This window comes from Pseudomonas sp. YuFO8 (assembly GCF_035065025.1).
In the GTDB taxonomy this organism is placed as follows: domain Bacteria; phylum Pseudomonadota; class Gammaproteobacteria; order Pseudomonadales; family Pseudomonadaceae; genus Aquipseudomonas; species Aquipseudomonas putida_AE.
This window is the reverse complement of sequence record NZ_JAXDEQ010000004.1, coordinates 224,576-247,338: the sequence shown is the minus strand read 5'-3', so window position 1 is coordinate 247,338 and position 22,763 is coordinate 224,576. Positions and strand designations below refer to the sequence as shown.

Sequence of the window (22,763 nt, the reverse complement as noted above, 5' to 3'; positions counted from 1 at the left end):
TGCCCTGGCGATCTGCACTGGGGTGATTGTGTTCCGGACCATACCTACCTCACATCTCATGGAAACACCGCGGGGTGCGGCGAACGAAAACAAGAATGTCCGGTGGTCCGGTTTATATACCCTAAACGTGTATAAATGTTTTTTGAACTAACTTTTAGGAATATGTATAGAAGGTCAAGCTGCGCCTCATCACTTTCGTCGTTCGGCGGCATTGAGGTGTTCTTTTTTCGGCACCTTGAGATAGGGATTGGCACAACCAATCTTCAACGCCCGTGCTGGCGCCCAGCGCGAATTGTTGCCGACACGATCAAGGATGCAGTAAGTCACCTCCAGGCGCAGGTCTTCGCCGGCTTCGAGAATGATCGCCGGTGGCACCCAGATCTGAATCGGCTGGCCCACCTCACTCTCCTTGAGTGGCGGCAAATCCATGCGGGCATCGCCCCAGCGCAGGGTGATTTCGTCATCGGCGGCCATGTTCAGGTACGGCTCGATAGTGACTGGCACGCCGCGCTTGATCTGGTTGGGATTCACCCCCTGCCGGCAAATCGTTCCGGGAAGTTTTACCGGTGCCAGGCTCTGGTTCTCGTCGCCAGTCAGCGCAGTAGGCTGTCCACCGGGGCACTCGAGTTTTGACTGCAGCCGCCGGGCGGGCGATACGATCGGGGCCTGCCCGATTTGCATGATTCGATAGTGAACGCGAGAAGCGCCACTGGCGATAAAGCTCTCGGGTACCCGTAGCTGAACGGGTTGGCCGATCTCATTGGCCTTCAGGGCCCTCGAGGCGACGTAGCAGTTGTCCCAGAACAGTTCGATCAGGTCGCCTTCGTCCATCCCGGGGTAGGGTGGCACCTCGATCAGCAAGTGCGCGGCCGAGGCGAGGTTGATCCCGGCCTTGTGGGACTGCGCCAGTGTCGGGGCGGCAAGTTCGATTTTATTTGAGGTGCATGTCATGGAAGTCTCCTTGATGTTTTGCAATGAAGTCCGTTTCGGGAAACAACAGCAAAACCGTTCATTACTTTGATTTGAAATAATGATTTGGCGTGATCAGTGCCGCTGGCAGGAGACTAGATAAGAGTGCGCTGGAGTCAGTGTCAATAGAGTGGACTAGTTAAATGAAGTGCTGGGTGTTATTCAGAAAACTCCTACGCGTTAAAGTTAATAAGCCGTTCCGATGAGTCGACTTTACCTGCTCAAGGCGCCGTTTTATGAGGGGCTGGCGCATTATATGGGTTCACGATGCGCTTGGATGTCCAGTCGGCAAAACTGTTGCGCAATACATATATGTATCGAGTGCGCTGACAAGATGTGCTTGTCGTGCACGTACATTTAATTATGTAAGAGTAAGAGTTTGGTGCGGGGAGGGTGGCACTTCCATCCATGGAAGTTGACCGATGTTACGAGAGGTTTAGTTGTGGGCGTTGTTCAGGAACTTGCTGAGAAACTGTTTCGTGCGTTCTTCCTTGGGGTTGGCAAACAACGCCTTCGCTTCGCCTTGTTCGACGATCACGCCCTTGTCGAAAAACACCACACGATTGGCCACGTCGCGGGCAAACCCCATTTCGTGGGTGACGATGACCATGGTGCGATTCTCCTCGGCCAGGCTGCGAATGGTCGACAGGACTTCGCCCACCAGCTCCGGGTCGAGCGCCGAGGTCGGTTCATCGAACAGGATCACTTCCGGCTCCATCGCCAGCGCGCGGGCGATCGCCACACGCTGTTGCTGACCACCGGAAAGGCGGCGCGGGTAAGCGTCTTCCTTGCCTGCAAGGCCGACCCTGGCCAACAGCTTTTTACCCAGGGCAACGGCCTCGGCGTGCGCGATCTTCTTGACGATGATCGGGCCTTCGATAACGTTTTCCAGGGCGGTGCGGTGGGGGAACAGGTTGAAGTTCTGGAACACGAAGCCCACGTGCTGGCGCAAACGGCGCACCAGGCTCTGTTGCTGGTTAAGCGGGCGGCTGGTATCGATCTCGATGTCGCCGACCTTGATCCGGCCGCTGGTGGGTTCTTCGAGGAAGTTCAGGCAGCGCAGGAAGGTGGTCTTGCCCGAGCCGCTTGGCCCGATGATCGCCACCACCTCGCCTTCCTTCACTTGCAGATCGATGCCGTTGAGCACCACTTGACCCTTGAACTGCTTTGTCAGTTTTTCCACGACAATCATGGGGTCAGGACTCCTGGTCGTGCCGGTTGACCCGTGCTTCCAGCTGGTTCTGCAGGTGCGACAGCACCGTAGCCAGGACCCAGTAGATCAGCGCGGCGGCAAGGTACATGGTGAAGACTTCAAAGGTACGGGCGGTGATCAGCTGTGCTTGGCGGAACAGCTCCGGCACCTGGATGGTGGCCGCCAGCGCGGTGTCCTTGACCAGCGAAATGAAGCTGTTGCCCAGTGGCGGCAATGCGGTGCGCATCGCCTGCGGCAGGATGGCCCGGCGCAGGGTTTGCGCGCGGGTCATGCCGATACTGGCGGCAGCTTCCCATTGGCCGCGCTCGATGGAACTGATCGCCGAACGCAGGATTTCACAGGCATAGGCGGCCATGTTCAGCGAGAAGCCGATCAGGGCCGCCGGCAGCGGGTCGAGTTCCATGCCCAATTGCGGCAGGCCGTAATAGATCACGAACAGTTGCACCAGCAACGGCGTACCGCGAAAGAACGACACGTAGATGCGGGCGATCCAGCTGATCAGCTTGAAGCGCGACAGGCGCATCAGTGCCAGGCCGAAGCCCATCACCAGGCCGAAGAACATCCCGCCCAGGCTCAAGATGACCGTGTAGTAGGCCCCCTTGAGCAGGAAGGGCAGGGAGTCCAGTGCGAGTTGAAAAGCTTCTTCCATTATTGAGTGACGTCAGCGCTGAAGTATTTTTCCGAAAGCTTTTTCAGCGTGCCGTCGGCGCGCAGCTTGTCGATGGCCTTGTTCACGGCTGCCAGCAGTTCAGGCTCGCCTTTGCGCAGGGCAATGCCGGCCTCCTGGCGGGAGAACGCTTCACCGGCAGCGGTGGTGTCCTTGGCTTTCTTGGCGTATTCCAGCGCGGCCAGACGGTCGATCAGGATGGCGTCGATACGGCCGACACGCAGGTCCTGGAACTTGGTCGGATCGTCTTCATAGGTGCGCACGTCAGCGGTCGGCACGTTGGCCTTGACCCACTGCTCGTAGTTGGTGCCCAGGCCCACGCCGACTTTCTTGCCACCCAGGTCGGCCGCGGACTTGATGTTCAGCTCGGCGGCTTTCTTGGTCAGTACCAGCGCCTGGATTCCGGAAACGGTGTAGGGCTCGGAGAAGTCATACTTCTTCTTGCGCTCTTCGGAGATGGTCACCTGGTTGATCACCGCGTCCAGGCGCTTGGATTCCAGTGCCGCGAGGATGCCGTCCCATTTGGTCGGTTGCAGCTTGACCTTCACACCCAGCTCTTTGGCCAGGGCTTCGGAGAACTCGACTTCGAAGCCGGTCAGTTTGCCGTCGGCGTCGACGAAGCTGAACGGTGGGTAGGTGCCTTCCAGGCCGACGTTGATCACGCCTTTGTCCTTGATTTGTTGCAGCTGCTCACCGGCCACGGCCTGGCCAATCAGGCCGGCACTGAGGGCCAGGCCCAGCGAACCCACCAGCAGATTTCGACGTAGTGCGGAAAAATTCATGACAAGCCCCTGTGTTTTCTTATGGAAGACGCTTAAGGAAAGTTGGCAAATTCGGGATTTGGACGACTGCGATATCCTGCCCTAAAGCAGCGTATGCGTCTCGCTGCAAATTCGCCTGCGGCGTGACTATATGATGGTGCTTTTAGATTAGAAAATAATAAATTCTATTTTTCTTATTTCTTAAAGGAATATGAGTTGCCTGATGAAAAGATCGCAGCCATCGGCAGCTCCTACAGGGGATTGCGTACATCTGCAGGAGCTGCCGAAGGCTGCGATCTTTTGATCTTGGTTCTTACAAGAAGCTCGTATAGGCAAACAACGCCGGCGCCCCGCCGGTGTGCAGGAAGATGATCGGGCCCTCATCGAAACGTGAACGTCCGATCCCGTCCAACAAACCCGCCATGGCCTTGCCAGTGTAGACCGGGTCCAGTAACAGGCCTTCCTGGCCGGCCAGCAGCTTCACCGCTGCCAGCGTCCCGGCATTGGGCTCGCCGTAACGTGGCGAGAAATACTCGTCCCACAACTCGACCTTGAAACTCTCAGGCAACGTCACCCCCAGCAACTCGGCGGTACGCTCGGCCAGGCCCTGGACCTTTGGCCGCTGGTCTTCATCGCTGCGCGAAACCGTGACGCCGATGACTGGCAATTCCGGCAATACTTCGCTCAACGCCAATGCCAGGCCGCTGTGGGTTCCGGCGCTGCCCGAGGCGAGGACGACGGCGGCAAAATTCAGCCCGGTGTCCTTGATCTGTTCGGCCAGTTCCAGACCGGCTCGCACGTAACCCAGGGCGCCCAGCGCATTGGAGCCACCGATCGGCACCAGATACGGCTTCTTGCCGTTGCTGCGCAGGCGAGCAGCCAGGGATTGCAATTGCTCGTCGGCGTTATCCAGATTTTCGACCAGCTCGACCTTGGCATCGAACAGATCCAGCAACAGCCGATTGCCGTTGCCGACATAATTGGCGTCGTCGGTGCCCAGGGGGTTTTCCAGCAGGGCCACGCAGCCCAGACCCAGCTTGGCCGCAATGGCAGCGGTCTGGCGTACATGGTTGGACTGCAGCGCTCCCGCCGTGATCAAGGTATCTGCGCCCTGGGCCAGGGCATCGGCCGCCAAATATTCGAGTTTGCGCAGCTTGTTGCCGCCCATCGCCAGTGGGGTCAGGTCATCGCGTTTGACGTAGACGTCGCGCCCCAGCCAGGCCGACAAGCGTTCGAGTTTTTCGAGGGCGGTCGGTTGGCCCAGCAGGTCTAGACGGTTGAAGCGGGCAAGCTGTTGTTTGATCATGGGTCCGTACTGGCGGTGGAAGGTCTCTGGACTATAGGCACGCCACTTTGTCGGGGCAACCGTGAATCGCTTATAGCCGATTGTAATTACGACAGCACAATTGGTTCTTAATTTCGCTTGCGAGCCTTGCCGTAAAGTAATCGCCGTCAGTGCGGCCAGACTGTCCGGCCGCCCGTGAGGAGTTTTTACCGTGAGTGAGCGTTCCAGTCATTGGCAGTTGCAAACCATCGTTAGCCAACTGCGTACGGCACGTGAGCAGTGGCGTGCACAAAACGGCCGCGCCAGCGGTGAGCAGGGTGGTCGCGAGTTGCCGTCACGGGCCGCCATGGCGGAGATTCTCGAGGCACTCTGCGGGGCACTGTTCCCGATGCGCCTGGGGCCGGTAGACTTGCGCGAAGAGAGTGAGGATTTCTACGTCGGCCACACCCTCGATGTGGCGTTGAATGCGTTGCTGGCGCAGGCACGGCTCGAATTGCGCTATGCCGCCCGTCACAGCGCCCAGGCCGACACTGAGGTCGAGGCGAAAACCATTCAGATCATCCAGGACTTCGCCCTCGCGTTGCCGGGGCTGCGCAGTCTGTTGGACACCGACGTTCTGGCGGCTTATCACGGCGATCCGGCGGCACGCAGCGTCGACGAAGTGCTGCTGTGCTATCCGGGCATCCTGGCGGTGATTCACCATCGCCTGGCCCACCATCTATATCGCGCCGGCTTGCCATTGCTGGCTCGCATCAGCGCGGAAATCGCCCACTCGGCCACCGGTATCGACATTCACCCGGGCGCGCAGATTGGCCGCAGTTTCTTCATCGACCACGGGACCGGTGTGGTGATCGGCGAGACCGCGATCATCGGCGAGCGGGTGCGGATTTATCAGGCGGTAACCTTGGGTGCCAAGCGCTTTCCGGCGGATGAAGACGGCCAGTTGCAGAAGGGCCAGGCGCGGCATCCGATCGTCGAGGATGACGTGGTGATTTACGCCGGGGCGACGATTCTGGGGCGGATCACTATCGGCAAGGGCTCGACCATTGGCGGCAATGTCTGGCTGACCCGCAGTGTGCCAGCGGGCAGTAACCTGACCCAGGCCAATCTGCAACTGGATGACGGGGCTCAGAAGTAAGAAGCTGTCAGCAACCCCCTGTAGGAGCTGTCTCGTGCAACGAGGCTGCGATCTTTTCAGAAGCACCGCAAAAGCAAAAATCAAAAGATCGCAGCCTACGGCAGCTCCTACAAAAGCATGACCGCCGAGCCCTGGAATTAGTCCTTAGCCCCCTATTCATGTTTAACTTGAACGTTCATTCAAGTTAAACCGGTGGTTCGCTGCCCGCTCACAACAGGAGGCTTGCCTTTGCTGAGTCCGATTTCTACAGCCACGATTGACCCCTTCGAGGTGCACCTGCAATGAGTGCATCGTCCATTCCCCCAAGCGGCCTGGTCCGCATGAATCCGCCGGTGTTCTACTTCGCGGCGACCTTCATTCTGCTGTTCGGCATCGTGGTCATTGCCATGCCCGAACAGGCCGGCGCCTGGCTGCTGGCGGCGCAAAACTGGGCGGCCAACACGGTTGGCTGGTACTACATGCTGGCGATGACCCTGTATCTGGTCTTCGTGGTGGTCACCGCGTTATCGGGCTACGGCAAGATAAAACTCGGTGCCGACCACGACGAGCCCGAATTCAGTTATCTGTCCTGGGCCGGCATGCTGTTCGCCGCCGGGATCAGCATCACGCTGTTTTTCTTCTGCGTGTCCGAGCCCCTGACCCATATGCTGCAACCGCCCCAGGGTGAGGCCGGCACGGCGGATGCGGCGCGGCAGGCGATGCAGATCCTGTTCCTGCACTGGGGCCTGCATGGTTGGGGCGTGTTCGCCTTTGTCGGCATGGCGCTGGCCTACTTCGCCTACCGGCATAACCTGCCGCTGGCCCTGCGCTCGGCGCTGTACCCGCTGATCGGCAAGCGCATCAATGGCCCCATCGGTTACGCGGTGGACGGCTTTGGCATCATCGCCACGGTGTTCGGTCTCGGTGCCGACATGGGCTTTGGCGTGTTGCACCTCAATTCGGGCCTGGACTACCTGTTCGGCATTGCTCACACCCAGTGGATCCAGGTCGGCCTGATCACGCTGATGATGGGCGCGGCGATCATCGTCGCGGTGTCCGGCGTCGACAAGGGCGTGCGGGTCATGTCCGACATCAACATGCTGCTGGCCTGTGCGCTGCTGCTGTTCGTGTTGTTCGCCGGGCCCACCCAGCACCTGCTCAATACCCTGATCCAGAACGTCGGCGACTACCTCGGCGCCTTGCCGATGAAGAGTTTCGACCTCTACGCCTACGACAAGCCTAGCGACTGGCTGGGTGGCTGGACGGTGTTCTACTGGGCCTGGTGGATCGCCTGGTCGCCGTTCGTGGGCCTGTTCATTGCGCGGATTTCCCGTGGCCGCACCATCCGCGAGTTCGTTTTCGGCGTGCTCCTGATTCCGCTGGGCTTCACCCTGGCGTGGATGTCGATCTTCGGCAACAGCGCCATCGATCAGGTGCTCAACCACGGCATGTCGGCGCTGGGCATGTCGGCCATCGACAACCCGTCAATGACCCTCTACCTGCTGCTGGAAACCTACCCGTGGAGCAAGACCGTGATCGCGGTCACGGTGTTCATCAGCTTCGTGTTCTTCGTCACCTCCGCCGATTCCGGCACCGTGGTGTTGTCGACGCTGTCCGCCAAGGGTGGCAACCCGGATGAAGACGGGCCGAAATGGCTGCGGGTGTTCTGGGGCGCAATGACTGCGCTGGTGACCAGTGCGCTGCTGTTTTCCGGCAGCATCGATGCGTTGAAGTCCGCCGTGGTCCTGACTTCGCTGCCGTTCTCGCTGATTTTGCTGTTGATGATGTGGGGCCTGCATAAAGCGTTTTATCTGGAATCGCAGAAGCAGATTGCGCAGATGCATTCCCTGGCACCAGTGTCCGGTTCGCGGCGCGGTGGTTGGCGCCAGCGCTTGAGTCAGGCGGTGCATTTCCCGTCGCGGGACGAGGTCTATCGCTTCCTCGATTCGACGATACGCCCGGCCATCGAAGAGGTGTCGGCGGTGTTTATCGAAAAGGGCCTGAAGGTCGTGACTCACCCTGAGCCGGTCAATGACAGCGTCAGCCTGGAAATCGGTCACGGCGACGAACACCCGTTCATCTATCAGGTACAGATGCGCGGCTACTTTACGCCGTCATTCGCCCGCGGCGGCATGGGCTCCAAGGAACTCAACAACCGGCGCTATTACCGGGCCGAAGTGCATTTGAGCGAGGGCAGTCAGAACTACGATCTGGTGGGATACACCAAGGAACAGATCATCAACGACATCCTTGACCAGTACGAACGGCACATGCAGTTCTTGCACCTGGTGCGTTGAGCGGGTCTAGGCCTCGGTGGTCATCACCATGAACAACACCAGCGCCGCCACCGGGATACCGAACACGGCGCTGCCCACCACCAGTTCCGTGCCCAGCGGCTGGCCGGCATGCACCATGCCCACCGCGCCATTGATCAGCGTCAGGGCCAGCCACAGCACGATGAAGCTGTAGGCCAGGACCTGGCGGGGGAAGCCGATCTTTTCGCCGATGTACAGCATCAGGGCGAGCAGGATCAGGCCAAAAGTGATGATGATGGTGGTGTGCATGGTGTGTTTTGCCTGCCGGATGTGTATTGACTGGTCGGCCGCCTTCGCGAGCAAGCCCGCTCCCACAGGGTATCTCCTTTGAACATTAATCTTGTGAGCAACCGGGATCAATGTGGGAGCGGGCTTGCTCGCGAATGGGTCACTTCGATATCGGTTTGAGCATAGTTAAACCAACCCACCGTTCACTCGCAGAATCTGCCCGTTGACCCAAGCCGAATCCGGCCGCGGAAATTTATGTCGCCTCAGCGATCGCCGGACTGGGCCTGATCCAGTACCCGCACAACCGGCACATGTCGCCACGGGTTCGGGTGTTTGTGGATTGGTTGGGGGAGGTGTTTGCGGGGGCCGTTTGAATGGAAAAATGTGAAACGTTTCAGCCATTTTTCGAGTCTCAGGTTTTCTGGCGTTTGTCTGGGCGTATGCTGGGCGACTGGCAAAGCAGTCGAGACCAGATTCAAGACAGGCAAGAGAGGATTCGATGACTTACACCGCTGCCGAAAACCGCTACGACTCCATCCCCTACCGCCGCGTTGGCCGCAGCGGCCTGGTACTGCCGGCGCTGTCCCTGGGCCTGTGGCACAACTTCGGCGACAGCACGCCGATCGATACCCAGCGCGCGTTGTTGCGCACGGCTTTCGACCTTGGGATCAACCATTTTGACCTGGCAAACAACTACGGCCCTCCGTACGGCAGTGCCGAGATCAATTTCGGCCGTTTGCTGCGTGAAGACTTCAAGCAGTACCGCGACGAGCTGATCATTTCCAGCAAGGCCGGTTGGGACATGTGGCCCGGCCCTTACGGTCAGGGCGGCGGCTCGCGCAAGTACGTGCTTGCCAGTCTCGACCAGAGCCTGCAGCGCCTGGGCCTGGACTACGTGGATATTTTCTACTCCCACCGTTTCGACCCCGACACCCCGCTGGAGGAAACCGCCAGCGCGCTGGCCACGGCGGTGCAACAGGGCAAGGCGCTGTACATCGGCATCTCGTCTTATTCCGGGGTGAAAACCCGTGAAATGGCGGCGTTGCTCAAAGAGTGGAAAGTACCGCTGTTGATTCACCAACCGGCTTACAACCTGCTTAATCGTTGGGTGGAAAAGGACCTGCTGGACACCACCGATGAACTCGGCACCGGTGTCATTGCATTCACACCGCTGGCCCAGGGTTTGCTGACGGACAAGTACCTCAACGGCGTGCCGGCGGATGCGCGGGTCAACCGTCCTGGCGGTGGTTCGTTGCAGGCCTCGCACTTGTCCGAGGCCAACATTGCGCATGTGCGTGCACTCAACGAGATCGCCAGGCGTCGTGGCCAGAGCCTGGCGCAACTGGCGCTGGCCTGGACCCTGCGTGACCCGCGGGTGACCTCGGCGCTGATCGGTGCCAGCCGGCCGGAGCAGATCATCGAGAACGTCGGGGCGTTGAAGAACCTGAGTTTCAGTGCTGAGGAGCTGGCGGAGATTGACCGGTTTGCCCAGGAGGGTGGGATCAATCTTTGGGAGAAGCCTTCTACCGCTGAGTAAGCTGTAAAGCAAAAGATCGCAGCCTGCGGCAGCTCCTACAGGGGAACGCATTTCCTTGTAGGAGCTGCCGCAGGCTGCGATCTTTTGATCTTAAAAAAACGGCACATCTCCCAACACCGTCGCCCGCTGCATCACCCGCCGCGCCGGGCGATAGTCATCCACCGCGTAATGCTGGGTCACGCGGTTGTCCCAGAACGCGATGTCGTCTTTCTGCCAGCGCCAGCGAATGGTGAATTCCGGCCGGGTCGAATGGGCGAACAGGAACTTCAGGATCGCCTCGCTCTCGGTGTCCGATAGCTCGTTGATCTTCGAGGTGAAGCCCTCGTTGACGAACAGTGAGCGACGCCCGCTCACCGGATGCGTGCGGATCACCGGGTGCGACAGCGGCGGATTCTTGCGCCGTGCCTCTTCCCATTGGGCCAGCGCTTCGGGCGTGTTGCCATAGCGCTCCAGCGGAAACGAACGGGTGAAGTCATGGGTGGCGGTCAGCCCTTCGAGCAGGGTTTTCATCGGCGCCGACAAGGCTTCATACGCCGCGATGCCGCTGGCCCACAGGGTATCGCCGCCAAACTCCGGCAGCAGCTTGGCACTGAGCACCGCGCCCATGGCCGGGGTTGGCAGGAAGGTCACGTCGGTGTGCCAGATCGCGTTGTCGCGCACGTCTGTGACGGCGGTGTCGAGGATCAGTACCTCAGGTTGTTCCGGCACGTTCGGGTAGATCGGGTGAATGTGCAGGTCGCCGAAATTGGCGGCGAATCGCGCCTGCTGCTGCGGCGTGATCGGCTGGTCACGGAAGAACAGCACCTGATGCTTGAGCAGCGCCTGCTCTATGGCGTCGCGTTGTTCCAGGTTCAGCGGCTGGCTGACGTCGACGCCGCTGATTTGCGCGCCGAGGGCCGAGCTTAGAGGGACGATGGTCAGGTGGCTCATGGTGGTTCTCTTCAATCCGGGGCGTTCTTTTTGTGGGAGCGGGCTTGCTCGCGAATGCAGACTGTCAGGCAACAAAAAGTGACTGTCACACCGCTTTCGCGAGCAAGCCCGCTCCCACATTTAAAAATCAGTGAGCCTGGCCGTGCCATGGCACCAGTTTGCGTTGCAAGGCGCGCAGGCCCATCTCCATGGCGAAGGCGATCAGCGCGATCACCAGAATCCCCAGCACCACCACATCGGTGACCAGGAACTGCGCAGCCGACTGCACCATGAAACCCAGGCCGCTGGTGGCGGCGATCAGTTCGGCGGCCACCAGTGTCGACCAACCAACTCCGAGGCCAATGCGCACGCCAGTCAAGATATCCGGCAAGGCACTGGGCAGGATCACATGGCGAATCAACTGCGCGCGGGTCGCACCCAGTGACTGCGCGGCGCGCAGTTTCGCCGGGTCTACCGTGCGCACGCCGGTCGCTGTAGCGATGGCGATCGGGGCGAAAATCGCCAGGTAGATCAGCAGCACTTTCGACAACTCACCGATGCCGCACCAGATCACGATCAGCGGCAGGTACGCCAGCGGAGGAATAGGGCGGTAGAACTCGATCAAAGGATCCAGCACGCCCCGGGCAATCCGGTTGGCACCGATGGCGATGCCTACCGGAACGGCGGTCAGCACCGCGAAGCCGAGGCCCAGGCCGATGCGGCTGAGGCTCGCGCCCAGGTGCTGCCACAAGGTCGAATCCATGTAGCCGCTGGTGACCAGCAACCAGCCTTTTTGCAGCACGGCGGACGGTGGCGGCAGAAACAGTGGTTCGATCATTCCAGTGGCGGTGACCGCCCACCAGATGGCAACGAGCGCGACCAGGGTCAGCACGCTGATCCAGCGAGTGCTCAAACTGCGGCGCAGGGACGTGACCGTGGAGCCTGGCTTGACCGCTGCAACGGGAACTTCGTAGCTGCTCATGCGCGCTCCTGCCGCTGGGCGGCGCTGCGTTGGGAGAACACTTTGGCGAGTACGTGTTCGCGGGTTTCGATAAAGCGTGGATCGGACTTGATCGACCGGGCCGATTCCCCCGCGGCGTAGCGCTGGCCGAAATCCAGCTGCAGTCGCTCGACGATCTGCCCAGGATTCGGCGCCAGCAGAATCAGATCCGTGGCGAGGAACACCGCTTCTTCAATGTCGTGGGTAATCAGGAACACCGGCTTGGCGGTGCGCCGCCAGACTTGCAGCAGCAGCTCCTGCATCTGTTCGCGGGTGAAGGCGTCGAGGGCGCCGAAGGGTTCGTCCATCAGCAACACCCGCGGGTCGGCAGCGAGCGCGCGGGCCAGGCCGACACGTTGCTTCTGGCCGCCCGAGAGTTGCCAGATACGGCGGCTTTCGAAGCCGGAAAGGTCCACCAGCGCAAGCATTTCCCTTGCGCGGACTTCGCGTTGGTCCCGGGCAACGCCGGCCAATTCCAGGCCGAAACCTACGTTGGCCAGCACGTCCTGCCAGGGCAGCAAGGCGTCGTCCTGGAACACCACGCCGCGTTCGGCGCTCGGCCCTTTGACCGGCACGCCGTCAAGGGTGATGCGCCCGGCGCTGGGCTCGACGAAACCGGCAATCAGGTTCAACAGCGAAGTCTTGCCACTGCCGGACGGACCGAGGGCCACCAGCAACTGCTGGGGGCCGAGGGTCAGGGAAATATCCGCCAGCACTGGTGCAGGGCTGCCGGGGTACTGTGCGCTGATGCGCTCCAGCTGTAGCAAAGCCATCGTCATTAACTCCCGATCAATCCGTGATGAACTTGGCGCTGACGTACGGCGCGTAGTCCGGCAGCACAGCGTCGACCTTGCCTTGTTCCTTGAGGAACGCGGCGGTGTCGGTGATGGCCTTGGTGGTCGGCGCGCCGAGGGTGATCACCTGGTCAGCCGCCAGTGGGTAGACGTTGCCTTGCAGCAGCAGCGGAATGTCGCTGGCCTTGGCGCCGGAGAGTTTTACCAGCTTGTCGACGTTGCCTTGATTGGCCAACCAGGCTTGTGGGTCCTTGCGGTATTCGGCGTAGGCATCCAGGGTGACTTTGGCGAACGCGGTGACGATTTCCGGGTGCTTCTCGGCGAAGTCCTTACGCACGATCCAGGCATCGAAGGTCGGCGCACCGAACTTGGCCAGTTCGCCGGAGGTGATCAGCACTTTGCCGTTTTCCTTGGCTACACCGAGGGCCGGGTCCCACACGTAAGTGGCGTCGATGTCACCGCGTTTCCACGCGGCAATGATGGCTGGTGGAGCGAGGTTGAGCACGGTGACTTTCGAGGGGTCGATGTTCCAGTGCTTGAGCGCGGCCAGTAGGCTGTAGTGGCCGGTGGACACGAACGGTACGGCGATTTTCTTGCCGATCAGGTCCTGCGGGGTCTTGATCCCGGAACCGTCGCGGGCCACCAGGGCTTCGGCGGCGCCGATCTGGGTGGCAATCAGGAAGGTCTCCACCGGCACCTTGCGGGTGATGGCGGCTGTCAGCGGGCTGGAACCGAGGTAGCCGATCTGCACGTCACCCGAGGCGATGGCGGCGATGATGTCGGCACCGTTATCGAATTTGCGCCAGTTGATGTCGGCCTTGGTGGCTTTTTCATACGCGCCGTCGGCCTGGGCGACTTTTGCCGGGTCTACCGTGGTCTGGTAAGCGACGGTCACGTCAGCCGCCTGGGCAAACAGACTCGCCGCAGCCAGGGAGGCGGCCGCCAGCAAGCGAAGAGGGAAATTCAGTTTCATCGGGAAGCTCCTTGTCAGGCGACCGAGAGTCGGCGTGAAAAGGAGACTAAATGATATAAGAATCCGAAAATAAATAACTTTTTCGAATGAGCTTATGAGCGGAAAATTCTAAGAGTCTCTTTGTAGGAGCCGGCTTGCTGGCGAACCAGGCGGCGCGGTGTGACGGTTGCACCGCCTTCGCTGGCAAGCCAGCTCCTACAGGTTTTGCGTGATTTTCGATTAATTGCTGATCGCCAGGATGCTTGCCTGGTACGAGCCGACAAACACATCGAAATCACCGACTTCGTTCTGCTCCAGCTCCGCTTGCTGAGCCAGCGACGAACGCGCCCGCTCTTCAAACTTCGCCTGTTGCTCGGCCGGCAACGGCTCGCTGCGGAAAAACTCCGCGTGGACCCGGCTCTGACGCAGGGAGAACTGGGCAAAGCTTTCCTTATGCTCGGCCATGGCCGCCAGTACCTGGGCCGATGGCGTCAGGGCAGGGTTCTGGACCTTGGCCATCTGCGCGTCCAGCGCCTTGCTGTGGGCATCGCCGCCGTGGCTCTGATCCAGCAGCGCGGCCAGCGGTGCAATGCGCTCCAGCAATTGGCCAGCCCACTCCTTCAGGTCGACCGGTTGCCCGTCGCGTTGCAATTGCAGGCCCGGGCGACGACCTTCCTTGACCACGCTGAGGAAGTTGGAGGTCGCATTCCCGCAGCTGGTGTTGGTCAGCAACGGACTGTCGTTCAGCGCGCAGTACAGCAGGAACGCGTCGAGGAAACGCGACTCGGTGAGGTCGATGCCCATCGGCAGGAAGGGGTTGATGTCCAGGCAGCGCACTTCGACGTACTGGATGCCGCGGGCCACCAACGCCTGGATCGGCCGCTCGCCGGTGTAGGTCACGCGTTTCGGGCGGATGTTGGAGTAGTACTCGTTCTCGATCTGCAGGATGTTGGTGTTGAGCTGGACCCACTCACCGTCCTTATGGGTGCCGACTTCGACATAAGGCGGATAGGGTGTCGCCACCGCTTTGCGCAGGCTGTCGGTGTAGCTGTTCAGGTCGTTGTAGCACGGCGTCAGGCCGGCCTGGGCGTTGCTCTGGTAACCCAGGTCGCTCATGCGCAGGCTGGTGGCGTACGGCAAGTACAGGGTATCCGGGTCCAGCTGTTCCAACTGGTGCGAGCGACCACGCAGGAACCCGGCGTCCAGCGCAGGGGATGCGCCGAACAGGTACATCAGCAGCCAGCTGTAGCGGCGGAAGTTACGGATCAGCGCGATGTAGGACGACGACTGATAGTCGCGGTCGGTGCCGACAAAGCCTTCGGCCTGCTTGAGCAGCGGCCAGAGTTTTTCCGGCAGGGAAAAGTTGTAGTGAATGCCGGCGATGCACTGCATGGTCTTGCCGTAGCGCAGGGCCAGGCCCTTGCGATAGACGTACTTGAGCTGACCGATATTGGACGTGCCGTAGTAGGCGATCGGGATATCTTCCTCGGCCGGCAGCGGACACGGCATCGAGGGGCTCCACAGGTACTCGTTGCCGAGCTTGCTGTAGGCAAAACGGTGAATGCTGTCCAGGCTCGCCAGCGTATCGGCCGGGTCGGGCAGGGCCGGGGTGATGAACTCCAGCAGCGACTCGGAATAATCGGTGGTGATCTGTTCGTTGGTCAGCGCGGAACCCAATTCTTCCGGGTGCGGCGTTTGCGCCAGGCGACCTTCATCGGTCACGCGCAGGCATTCACGTTCGATGCCGTGAAGGCACTGTTCGAGCAGAGAGAGGTTTGCGCGCTCGCCGAGCAGAGCCAGGCGGCGGTTGAGAAGTTCGCTCAAGTTGGATTCCTTCACGCGTCAGTCGCCCCAATATGGGGGTGGGCAAGACGGTCTACAAGGGTGAAGTTAAAACTGGCGTTTTCGCCTGGTTTTGGAACTCGCCGCAATCGATGTGGGAGCGGGCTTGCTCGCGAAGAAGTTGTGTCAGCCAACAGATAATTACCTGACACACCGCCTTCGCGGGCAAGCGCGCTCCCACAGGAAATTCCGACGCTGTGGTCACAGCGCCGAAATTAACTCAAATCGATGACATCTAGCTACAGGACAGCGAACGTGCCTTGTGCTTTAGCGACCAGTTTGTCGCCTTGCATCACATCGGCTTCGACCACCAGCGTGCGCCGACCCGGGTGGATCACCCGGGCCGTGCACATCACCTCGCCGTCAGCGACGGCGCGGATGTAGTTGATCTTGCACTCGATGGTCGCGCTCTGCTGGTCAAAGCCGTGGGTGCTGGAGCAGGCCAGCCCCATGGCAATGTCCACCAGGCTGAACAAGGCCCCGCCGTGCAGCTTGTTGGCGCGATTGCGCAGTTGTGGCTCAAGCACCAGGGCGACTTGCGCCACCCCGGTTTCCAGGCTGTGCAAACGGCAGCCCAGCAGCTTGAAAAATGCGCTTTCGGTGTACCCGGCAGGGACGTCCATCAGCGCTTCTTCAACTGTTTGGCGTTGGCGAACAGCGACGCCATGGCGTTGTTGCTCGGCGCTGCGGCCGTGGTTTCCTTGCGCGGTGCGGTGTTCTGGGATTGGCGTGGCGCCGAACCCGGACGCGCACCACGGGCGCCGTCGATTTTCTCGCCCGGGGTGTCGCTCATGCGCATCGACAGGCCCACGCGTTTACGCGGGATGTCGACTTCCATGACCTTGACCTTGACCACATCACCGGCCTTGACCGCTTCCCGTGGATCCTTGATGAACTTCTCCGAAAGTGCGGAGATGTGCACCAAACCGTCCTGATGCACGCCGATATCGACGAATGCGCCGAAGTTTGTCACGTTGGTGACCACGCCTTCGAGAATCATGCCCAGCTGCAGGTCCTTGAGGTCTTCGACGCCTTCCTGGAACTCGGCGGTCTTGAACTCGGGACGCGGGTCGCGACCAGGTTTTTCAAGCTCTTGCAGGATGTCGGTGACCGTCGGCAGGCCGAAGGTTTCATCGGTGTACTTCTTCGGATCGAGGCGCTTGAGGAACGCGGCATCGCCGATCAGCGAGCGGATATCGCGGTCGGTCTCGGCGGCGATGCGCTGTACCAGGGGATAGGCTTCCGGGTGCACGGCGGACGAATCCAGCGGGTTCTCGCCGTTCATGACGCGCAGGAAACCAGCGGCCTGTTCGAAGGTTTTTTCGCCCAGGCGCGCGACTTTCTTCAGCGCCGCGCGGGTCTTGAATGCGCCGTGCTCGTCGCGGTGGCTGACGATGTTCTGCGCCAGGGTCGCGTTGAGGCCGGAGATCCGCGCCAGCAACGCCACGGAGGCGGTGTTGACGTCGACGCCCACGGCGTTCACGCAGTCTTCGACCACCGCATCCAGGCCACGGGCCAGTTTCAGCTGCGACACATCGTGCTGGTACTGGCCGACCCCGATGGATTTCGGATCGATCTTCACAAGCTCCGCCAGCGGGTCTTGCAGGCGGCGGGCAATCGAAACGGCACCACGGATCGAAACGTCCAGATCCGGGAATTCCTTCGAGGCCAGTTCAGACGCCGAGTACACCGAAGCGCCCGCCTCGGAAACCATGACCTTGGTCATCTTCATGGCTGGGTATTTTTTGATCAGCTCGGCGGCCAGCTTGTCGGTCTCACGGCTGGCGGTGCCGTTGCCGATGGCGATCAGGTCCACGGAGTGCTTGGCGCACAGGGCGGCAAGAATCGCGATGGTCTGGTCCCACTTGTTGTGCGGCACGTGCGGGTAAACCGTGGCGTGATCGAGCAGCTTGCCGGTGGAGTCGACCACCGCAACCTTGCAGCCGGTACGCAGGCCCGGGTCGAGGCCCAGGGTTGCGCGCGGGCCGGCCGGTGCCGACAGCAGCAAGTCGTGCAGGTTGTGGGCGAACACGTTGATCGCCTCGGTTTCCGCGCCGTCGCGCAGCTCGCCCAGCAGGTCGGTTTCCAGGTGGGTGTAGAGCTTGACCTTCCAGGTCCAGCGCACCACTTCGCCCAGCCATTTGTCGGCGGCGCGGTTCTGGTTCTGGATGCCGAACTGCTGGCCGATCATGCCCTCGCACGGGTGCATGGTGCCCGGCAGTTCGTCGCCGACCTTCAGCGCGGAGCTGAGGATGCCTTCGTTGCGACCACGGAAAATCGCCAGGGCGCGGTGCGACGGCATGCTTTTCAGCGGTTCGTCGTGTTCGAAGTAGTCGCGGAACTTGGCGCCTTCCTCTTCCTTGCCAGCGATCACGCGGGCACTGAGGGTGGCTTCCTGCTTCAGGTAGCTGCGCAACTTGTCGAGCAAGCCGGCGTCTTCGGCGAAGCGCTCCATGAGGATGTACTTGGCGCCTTCGAGGGCTGCCTTCACGTCGGCCACGCCTTTTTCGGCGTCGATGAAGCGCGAGGCTTCGGTTTCCGGGCTCAGGGTCGGGTCGTTGAACAGACCGTCAGCCAATTCGCCGAGACCGGCTTCCAGGGCGATCTGGCCCTTGGTGCGGCGCTTCTGCTTGTACGGCAGGTAAAGGTCTTCGAGACGGGTCTTGGTGTCGGCGAGCTTGATGTCGCGTTCGAGTTGCGGGGTCAGCTTGCCTTGCTCCTGGATGCTGGCAAGGATGCTGATGCGCCGTTCGTCGAGTTCTCGCAGGTAGCGCAGACGCTCTTCCAGATGACGCAGCTGGGTGTCATCGAGGCTGCCGGTCACTTCTTTCCGGTAACGGGCGATGAAGGGCACCGTGGAGCCTTCATCGAGTAGCGCGACGGCCGCTTCGACCTGTTGTGGGCGTACGCCGAGTTCCTCGGCGATGCGGCTGTTGATGCTGTCCATAAAACCACCTGACAAATTGTGAAAGCAGGCTCGCAGGCGCGCAGATAAAGGCCTGGCGAGTCTGGTTGAGCGGCCTGGCCTGCGCCGCTACCTGGATCAAAGGTATCCCGTTGACCCGTGAAATCGAACAATTACTGCCGGCGCCATGAAAATAAAAAGCAGCTGGCCGGCGTAACGATCAGACGTTGCCTGACACAAAAGGCCGCGCATTATAACCAGCGTTGCGTCCTTCGGGGACATCGCAGGTTGTAGGCATAATCCCCGGATTTCTGGCGATAAAGGAAAAATCTGCTAACAATGCACACGGTGCGTATAACGGCAGCTACGCCATAATGCGCGCCGAGATCAAAGGAGCATCCAATGAGCAGCACTGCACAAACTGCTGAAGGCGAAAAAATTCTTATCGTTGACGACGATCCAGGGCTGAGCAGCCTGTTGGAACGTTTTTTCGTCAGCAAGGGCTACCGCGCCCGCGCCGTACCGAACACTGAGCAAATGGATCGCCTGCTGGCGCGCGAAGTGTTCAACCTGGTCGTCCTCGACCTGATGTTGCCCGGCGAAGACGGCCTGACCGCCTGCCGCCGCCTGCGCGGCGCGAACAATCAAATCCCGATCATCATGCTGACCGCCAAGGGCGATGAGCTGAGCCGGATCAAGGGCCTGGAGCTGGGCGCCGACGATTACCTGGCCAAGCCGTTCAACCCGGACGAGCTGATGGCCCGCGTAAAAGCCGTCCTGCGTCGTCAGTCGGCTCCAGTGCCGGGCGCGCCGGGCAGCGAAGACGAAAGCGTGACCTTCGGTGACTACGAGCTGTCCCTGGCCACCCGCGAACTCAAGCGTGGCGAAGAAGTGCACATGCTCACCACCGGCGAATTCGCGGTGCTCAAGGCATTGGTGATGAATGCCCGCCAGCCATTGACCCGCGACAAGCTGATGAACCTGGCCCGTGGTCGTGAGTGGGATGCCCTGGAGCGCTCCATCGACGTGCAGATTTCCCGCCTGCGCCGGATGATCGAACCCGATCCGTCCAAGCCACGCTACATCCAGACCGTCTGGGGTGTGGGTTACGTGTTCGTTCCGGATGGCGCCGCCACCAAGTGATCGACGATTTGTAGGCGCGGGTTTGTGCGGGCAACGGGCAAGATGGCCTTGCCCGCAGACTCGCGACCGGCAATGTGCGAGCATCGCTCGCTCCTGCACGTGTTTAACGGTTACCCATGAAAACCCCGGTTTGGTTCCCCCAGAGTTTCTTCTCCCGCACCCTTTGGCTGGTGCTGATCGTCGTGCTGTTTTCCAAGGCGCTGACCCTGGTTTATCTGCTGATGAACGAAGACGTGCTGGTGGACCGCCAGTACAGCCATGGCGTCGCCTTGACGCTGCGCGCCTACTGGGCCGCCGATGAAGAAAATCGCGAAAAGATCGCCGATGCGGCAACCCTGATCCGGGTGGTGGGCGCCGGTGTGCCGGAGGGCGAACAACACTGGCCCTACAGCGAGATCTATCAGCGGCAGATGCAAGACGAACTGGGGGCCGATACCGAGGTGCGCTTGCGCATGCACTCGCCACCGGCGCTGTGGGTTCGGGCGCCCAGCCTGGGCGATGGCTGGCTGAAAGTGCCGCTGTATCCGCACCCGTTGCGTGGCCAGAAAATCTGGAATGTGCTCGGCTGGTTCCTCGCCATCGGCCTGCTTTCCACGGCCTCGGCGTGGATCTTCGTCAGCCAGCTCAATCAGCCCCTCAAACGCCTGGTGTATGCCGCGCGGCAACTCGGCCAGGGGCGCAGCGTGCGCCTGCCGATCAGTGATACGCCCAGTGAAATGACCGAGGTCTATCGCGCCTTCAACCAGATGGCCGAAGACGTCGAGCAGGCCGGTCGCGAGCGCGAACTGATGCTGGCCGGGGTTTCCCATGACCTGCGCACGCCGTTGACCCGGTTGCGCCTGTCGCTGGAGCTGATGGGCGACCATAACGACCTGACGGACGCCATGGTGCGCGATATCGAGGACATGGACGCCATTCTCGATCAGTTCCTGGCGTTCATTCGCGATGGTCGTGACGAGTCGGTGGAGGAGGTGGACCTGAGCGATCTCGTCCGCGAGGTCGCCGCACCGTACAACCAGAACGAAGAGAAAGTACAACTGCGCCTGGAGCCGATCCAGCCGTTCCCGTTGCGGCGGGTGTCGATGAAGCGGCTGTTGAACAACCTGATTGGCAACGCCTTGAATCATGCGGGCAGCGGGGTCGAGGTGGCGGCTTATGTGTCCGGGGATACCAGTGCGCCTTATGTCGTCCTGAGCGTCATGGACCGTGGCGCCGGGATAGATCCATCCGAGCTGGAAGCCATTTTCAACCCGTTCACCCGGGGTGACCGCGCTCGGGGCGGCAAGGGTACTGGTTTGGGACTGGCGATCGTGAAGCGGATCGCTTCGATGCATGGTGGCAATGTTGAGTTGCGCAACCGTTCGGGGGGCGGCCTGGAAGCGCGGGTGCGCTTGCCGTTGGGGCTGATGTTGCCGCGGGACGCTGTTTAAAACCCGATTTTTCAGTGGAGCTGATGGCCCCTTCGCGAGCAAGCCCGCTCCCACAGTGATCTGGGGTGTATCCAAAGTCTGTATTCACTGGAAATCACTGTGGGAGCAGGCTTGCCCGCGAAGGCGGCTTCCTTGCCACCAACAGATTCGGCGTTTAACCCTTTCCTTTGGTCCGAGTCATATTCGGCCCACCATTCTTCTCAAGATGCTCAATGATGATCCCCGCCACGTTCTTGCCGGTGGTGGTCTCGATCCCTTCAAGCCCCGGCGATGAGTTCACCTCCATCACCAGCGGCCCGTGATTGGAACGCAGGATGTCCACCCCCGCCACGGCCAGGCCCATGACCTTCGCCGCACGCAAAGCGGTCATGCGTTCTTCCGGGGTGATCTTGATCAGGCTGGCGCTGCCACCGCGATGCAGATTGGAGCGGAACTCCCCGGGCTTGGCCTGGCGCTTCATGGCTGCAATGACTTTGTCGCCCACCACGAAGCAGCGAATGTCGGCGCCGCCGGCCTCCTTGATGTACTCCTGGACCATGATGTTCTGCTTGAGGCCCATGAATGCCTCGATCACCGACTCCGCCGCCGTGGCGGTTTCGCACAGCACCACGCCGATACCCTGGGTGCCTTCCAGCACCTTGATCACCAGGGGGGCACCGTTGACCATTGCGATCAGGTCGGGAATATCGTCCGGCGAGTGGGCAAAGCCGGTGACCGGCAAACCGATACCCCGACGTGACAGCAATTGCAGCGACCGCAGCTTGTCCCGCGAGCGAGCAATGGCTACCGATTCGTTGAGGGGAAACACCCCCATCATTTCGAACTGGCGCAACACCGCGCAACCATAAAACGTGACCGACGCGCCGATCCGCGGGATTACCGCGTCGAAGCCTTCCAGCGGCTTGCCGCGGTAGTGGATCTGCGGCTTGTGACTGGCAATGTTCATGTAGGCGCGCAGGGTATCGACCACCACCATTTCATGGCCGCGTTCGGTACCGGCTTCGACCAGGCGGCGGGTGGAATACAGACGCGGGTTCCGCGACAGCACAGCGATCTTCATGCAACACCTGTGGAAGAGGTAGATACCGGGAACACCGGCTTGTCTTGTACATATTTGATGCCCGGATTGACGACCAGCTGGCCATCAATCAGGGCTTTGGAGCCGAGCAACAGGCGATAACGCATGGATTTGCGGCAGGCGAGCGTGAACTCGACCCGCCAGACCCGGTCGCCGAGGGCCAGGGTGGTGCTGATCACGTATCGCACCTGCGCATGACCGTTGGAGCTTTTAATGGTTTTTCTCGTCACCAGGGGTGCTTCGCAGCGGCGGTGACGCAACTGCACCACCGTGCCCAGGTGCGCGGTAAAGCGCACCCATTGCTCGCCGTCGCGTTCGAATGTTTCGATGTCGGTGGCATGCAGGCTGGAGGTGCTGGCGCCGGTGTCGATTTTTGCCCGAAGGCCCGCGACTCCCAAATCCGGGAGCGCCACCCACTCGCGCAGACCGACAACGGTCAAATGGTCAAATGTCTTCAAATTTGCTCAACCGGTAGAAACCGCTCTGGCCGCAAGCGGCAGAATTCGCGGTATTCACGCAGAATAATGGTTAAAAGGCGACAGATATCTACGGCCCGGATTTCCAGCCCCGCGAGGCAGTTCTGGAATGACTGCATTGTAATCCGAGACGGCTTAATTC

The 22,763-nt window shown here is 60.8% G+C and carries 20 protein-coding genes and 1 pseudogene; 6 read left to right on the top strand and 15 right to left on the bottom strand.

Annotation, left to right across the window (positions count from 1 at the left end; translation table 11 throughout):
- Positions 1-189: 189 nt before the first annotated feature.
- The 5 genes from SOP95_RS06085 to SOP95_RS06065 all read right to left on the bottom strand — a co-directional run bounded on the left by SOP95_RS06085 (position 190) and on the right by SOP95_RS06065 (position 4,916).
- Positions 190-951: a hypothetical protein gene (locus tag SOP95_RS06085; protein WP_323606552.1), complete on the bottom strand. Its 762-nt coding sequence runs from the start codon at positions 949-951 to the stop codon at positions 190-192.
- Between the two features lie 454 nt (positions 952-1,405).
- Positions 1,406-2,161: an L-cystine ABC transporter ATP-binding protein TcyN gene (gene tcyN / locus SOP95_RS06080; protein WP_274075076.1), complete on the bottom strand. Its 756-nt coding sequence runs from the start codon at positions 2,159-2,161 to the stop codon at positions 1,406-1,408.
- 4 nt (positions 2,162-2,165) lie between these two features.
- Positions 2,166-2,831 (bottom strand): cystine ABC transporter permease, encoded by a 666-nt coding sequence (gene tcyL, locus SOP95_RS06075; RefSeq protein WP_274075077.1) that lies wholly within the window; start codon positions 2,829-2,831, stop codon positions 2,166-2,168.
- A complete protein-coding gene (tcyJ, locus tag SOP95_RS06070; RefSeq protein WP_077186170.1) occupies positions 2,831-3,631 on the bottom strand; it encodes a cystine ABC transporter substrate-binding protein in 801 nt (266 codons plus the stop codon). The genes tcyL and tcyJ overlap by 1 nt, the downstream gene beginning before the upstream one ends.
- A gap of 292 nt (positions 3,632-3,923) precedes the next feature.
- Positions 3,924-4,916: a D-cysteine desulfhydrase gene (locus SOP95_RS06065; protein ID WP_274075079.1), complete on the bottom strand. Its 993-nt coding sequence runs from the start codon at positions 4,914-4,916 to the stop codon at positions 3,924-3,926.
- A gap of 190 nt (positions 4,917-5,106) precedes the next feature.
- On the opposite strand from SOP95_RS06065, the gene epsC reads away from it, so the two are divergent.
- Together epsC and betT are read left to right on the top strand one after the other, a co-directional pair.
- Positions 5,107-6,033, top strand: coding sequence for a serine O-acetyltransferase EpsC (gene epsC / locus SOP95_RS06060; protein ID WP_323606551.1), 927 nt, complete (start codon positions 5,107-5,109; stop codon positions 6,031-6,033).
- A 320-nt stretch (positions 6,034-6,353) separates the two neighbouring features.
- A complete protein-coding gene (gene betT, locus SOP95_RS06055) occupies positions 6,354-8,309 on the top strand; it encodes a choline transporter BetT (RefSeq protein WP_323606559.1) in 1,956 nt (651 codons plus the stop codon).
- Between the two features lie 6 nt (positions 8,310-8,315).
- Here betT and SOP95_RS06050 read toward each other — a convergent pair whose 3' ends face one another.
- Positions 8,316-8,576, bottom strand: coding sequence for a hypothetical protein (locus tag SOP95_RS06050; RefSeq protein ID WP_274075080.1), 261 nt, complete (start codon positions 8,574-8,576; stop codon positions 8,316-8,318).
- Between the two features lie 224 nt (positions 8,577-8,800).
- On the opposite strand from SOP95_RS06050, the pseudogene SOP95_RS06045 reads away from it, so the two are divergent.
- Both SOP95_RS06045 and mgrA read left to right on the top strand, forming a co-directional pair.
- Positions 8,801-8,929 (top strand): annotated as a pseudogene (locus SOP95_RS06045) (LysR family transcriptional regulator); the annotation flags it as partial.
- 125 nt (positions 8,930-9,054) lie between these two features.
- Entirely contained in the window at positions 9,055-10,092 is a 1,038-nt protein-coding gene (mgrA, locus tag SOP95_RS06040) for an L-glyceraldehyde 3-phosphate reductase (protein ID WP_274075081.1), read from the top strand.
- Between the two features lie 90 nt (positions 10,093-10,182).
- Here mgrA and tauD read toward each other — a convergent pair whose 3' ends face one another.
- The 7 genes from tauD to SOP95_RS06005 all read right to left on the bottom strand — a co-directional run bounded on the left by tauD (position 10,183) and on the right by SOP95_RS06005 (position 18,536).
- Positions 10,183-11,022: a taurine dioxygenase gene (tauD, locus tag SOP95_RS06035; RefSeq protein WP_323606550.1), complete on the bottom strand. Its 840-nt coding sequence runs from the start codon at positions 11,020-11,022 to the stop codon at positions 10,183-10,185.
- A 127-nt stretch (positions 11,023-11,149) separates the two neighbouring features.
- Entirely contained in the window at positions 11,150-11,983 is an 834-nt protein-coding gene (gene tauC, locus SOP95_RS06030; protein WP_323606549.1) for a taurine ABC transporter permease TauC, read from the bottom strand.
- Positions 11,980-12,774 carry a taurine ABC transporter ATP-binding subunit gene (tauB, locus tag SOP95_RS06025; RefSeq protein WP_323606548.1) on the bottom strand — a complete coding sequence of 265 codons (795 nt, stop codon included), beginning with the start codon at positions 12,772-12,774 and terminating at the stop codon, positions 11,980-11,982. Before tauB ends, tauC begins: the two co-directional genes overlap by 4 nt.
- 16 nt (positions 12,775-12,790) lie before the next feature.
- Positions 12,791-13,768: a taurine ABC transporter substrate-binding protein gene (gene tauA / locus SOP95_RS06020; protein WP_323606547.1), complete on the bottom strand. Its 978-nt coding sequence runs from the start codon at positions 13,766-13,768 to the stop codon at positions 12,791-12,793.
- A 219-nt stretch (positions 13,769-13,987) separates the two neighbouring features.
- Positions 13,988-15,571, bottom strand: coding sequence for a glutamate--cysteine ligase (gshA, locus tag SOP95_RS06015; protein ID WP_274075086.1), 1,584 nt, complete (start codon positions 15,569-15,571; stop codon positions 13,988-13,990).
- Positions 15,572-15,828: 257 nt separating this feature from the next.
- Entirely contained in the window at positions 15,829-16,212 is a 384-nt protein-coding gene (locus tag SOP95_RS06010; protein ID WP_274075087.1) for a PaaI family thioesterase, read from the bottom strand.
- On the bottom strand, positions 16,212-18,536 hold the full coding sequence (locus SOP95_RS06005) for a Tex family protein (protein WP_274075088.1): 2,325 nt from the start codon (positions 18,534-18,536) through the stop codon (positions 16,212-16,214). Before SOP95_RS06005 ends, SOP95_RS06010 begins: the two co-directional genes overlap by 1 nt.
- 360 nt (positions 18,537-18,896) lie before the next feature.
- Here SOP95_RS06005 and ompR point away from each other — a divergent pair, with 360 nt between their 5' ends.
- Both ompR and SOP95_RS05995 read left to right on the top strand, forming a co-directional pair.
- On the top strand, positions 18,897-19,637 hold the full coding sequence (ompR, locus tag SOP95_RS06000) for an osmolarity response regulator transcription factor OmpR (protein ID WP_218441155.1): 741 nt from the start codon (positions 18,897-18,899) through the stop codon (positions 19,635-19,637).
- A gap of 116 nt (positions 19,638-19,753) precedes the next feature.
- A complete protein-coding gene (locus SOP95_RS05995; RefSeq protein WP_274075089.1) occupies positions 19,754-21,067 on the top strand; it encodes an ATP-binding protein in 1,314 nt (437 codons plus the stop codon).
- A gap of 154 nt (positions 21,068-21,221) precedes the next feature.
- Here the strand turns inward: SOP95_RS05995 and rimK are convergent, their stop codons facing one another.
- Positions 21,222-22,127 carry a 30S ribosomal protein S6--L-glutamate ligase gene (gene rimK, locus SOP95_RS05990; RefSeq protein ID WP_034148478.1) on the bottom strand — a complete coding sequence of 302 codons (906 nt, stop codon included), beginning with the start codon at positions 22,125-22,127 and terminating at the stop codon, positions 21,222-21,224.
- Entirely contained in the window at positions 22,124-22,603 is a 480-nt protein-coding gene (rimB, locus tag SOP95_RS05985) for a retropepsin-like aspartic endopeptidase RimB (RefSeq protein WP_046815336.1), read from the bottom strand. Before rimB ends, rimK begins: the two co-directional genes overlap by 4 nt.
- Between the last annotated feature and the right edge of the window lie 160 nt (positions 22,604-22,763).

What these genes read in the sequence shown, in the direction of transcription:
- SOP95_RS06085 (WP_323606552.1), bottom strand. Translation starts at nt 951, where the DNA reads ATGACATGCACCTCAAATAAAATCGAACTTGCCGCCCCGACACTGGCG.
- tcyN (WP_274075076.1), bottom strand. Translation starts at nt 2,161, where the DNA reads ATGATTGTCGTGGAAAAACTGACAAAGCAGTTCAAGGGTCAAGTGGTG.
- tcyL (WP_274075077.1), bottom strand. Translation starts at nt 2,831, where the DNA reads ATGGAAGAAGCTTTTCAACTCGCACTGGACTCCCTGCCCTTCCTGCTC.
- tcyJ (WP_077186170.1), bottom strand. Translation starts at nt 3,631, where the DNA reads ATGAATTTTTCCGCACTACGTCGAAATCTGCTGGTGGGTTCGCTGGGC.
- SOP95_RS06065 (WP_274075079.1), bottom strand. Translation starts at nt 4,916, where the DNA reads ATGATCAAACAACAGCTTGCCCGCTTCAACCGTCTAGACCTGCTGGGC.
- betT (WP_323606559.1), top strand. Translation starts at nt 6,354, where the DNA reads ATGAATCCGCCGGTGTTCTACTTCGCGGCGACCTTCATTCTGCTGTTC.
- SOP95_RS06050 (WP_274075080.1), bottom strand. Translation starts at nt 8,576, where the DNA reads ATGCACACCACCATCATCATCACTTTTGGCCTGATCCTGCTCGCCCTG.
- mgrA (WP_274075081.1), top strand. Translation starts at nt 9,055, where the DNA reads ATGACTTACACCGCTGCCGAAAACCGCTACGACTCCATCCCCTACCGC.
- tauD (WP_323606550.1), bottom strand. Translation starts at nt 11,022, where the DNA reads ATGAGCCACCTGACCATCGTCCCTCTAAGCTCGGCCCTCGGCGCGCAA.
- tauC (WP_323606549.1), bottom strand. Translation starts at nt 11,983, where the DNA reads ATGAGCAGCTACGAAGTTCCCGTTGCAGCGGTCAAGCCAGGCTCCACG.
- tauB (WP_323606548.1), bottom strand. Translation starts at nt 12,774, where the DNA reads ATGGCTTTGCTACAGCTGGAGCGCATCAGCGCACAGTACCCCGGCAGC.
- tauA (WP_323606547.1), bottom strand. Translation starts at nt 13,768, where the DNA reads ATGAAACTGAATTTCCCTCTTCGCTTGCTGGCGGCCGCCTCCCTGGCT.
- SOP95_RS06010 (WP_274075087.1), bottom strand. Translation starts at nt 16,212, where the DNA reads ATGGACGTCCCTGCCGGGTACACCGAAAGCGCATTTTTCAAGCTGCTG.
- SOP95_RS06005 (WP_274075088.1), bottom strand. Translation starts at nt 18,536, where the DNA reads ATGGACAGCATCAACAGCCGCATCGCCGAGGAACTCGGCGTACGCCCA.
- ompR (WP_218441155.1), top strand. Translation starts at nt 18,897, where the DNA reads ATGAGCAGCACTGCACAAACTGCTGAAGGCGAAAAAATTCTTATCGTT.
- SOP95_RS05995 (WP_274075089.1), top strand. Translation starts at nt 19,754, where the DNA reads ATGAAAACCCCGGTTTGGTTCCCCCAGAGTTTCTTCTCCCGCACCCTT.
- rimK (WP_034148478.1), bottom strand. Translation starts at nt 22,127, where the DNA reads ATGAAGATCGCTGTGCTGTCGCGGAACCCGCGTCTGTATTCCACCCGC.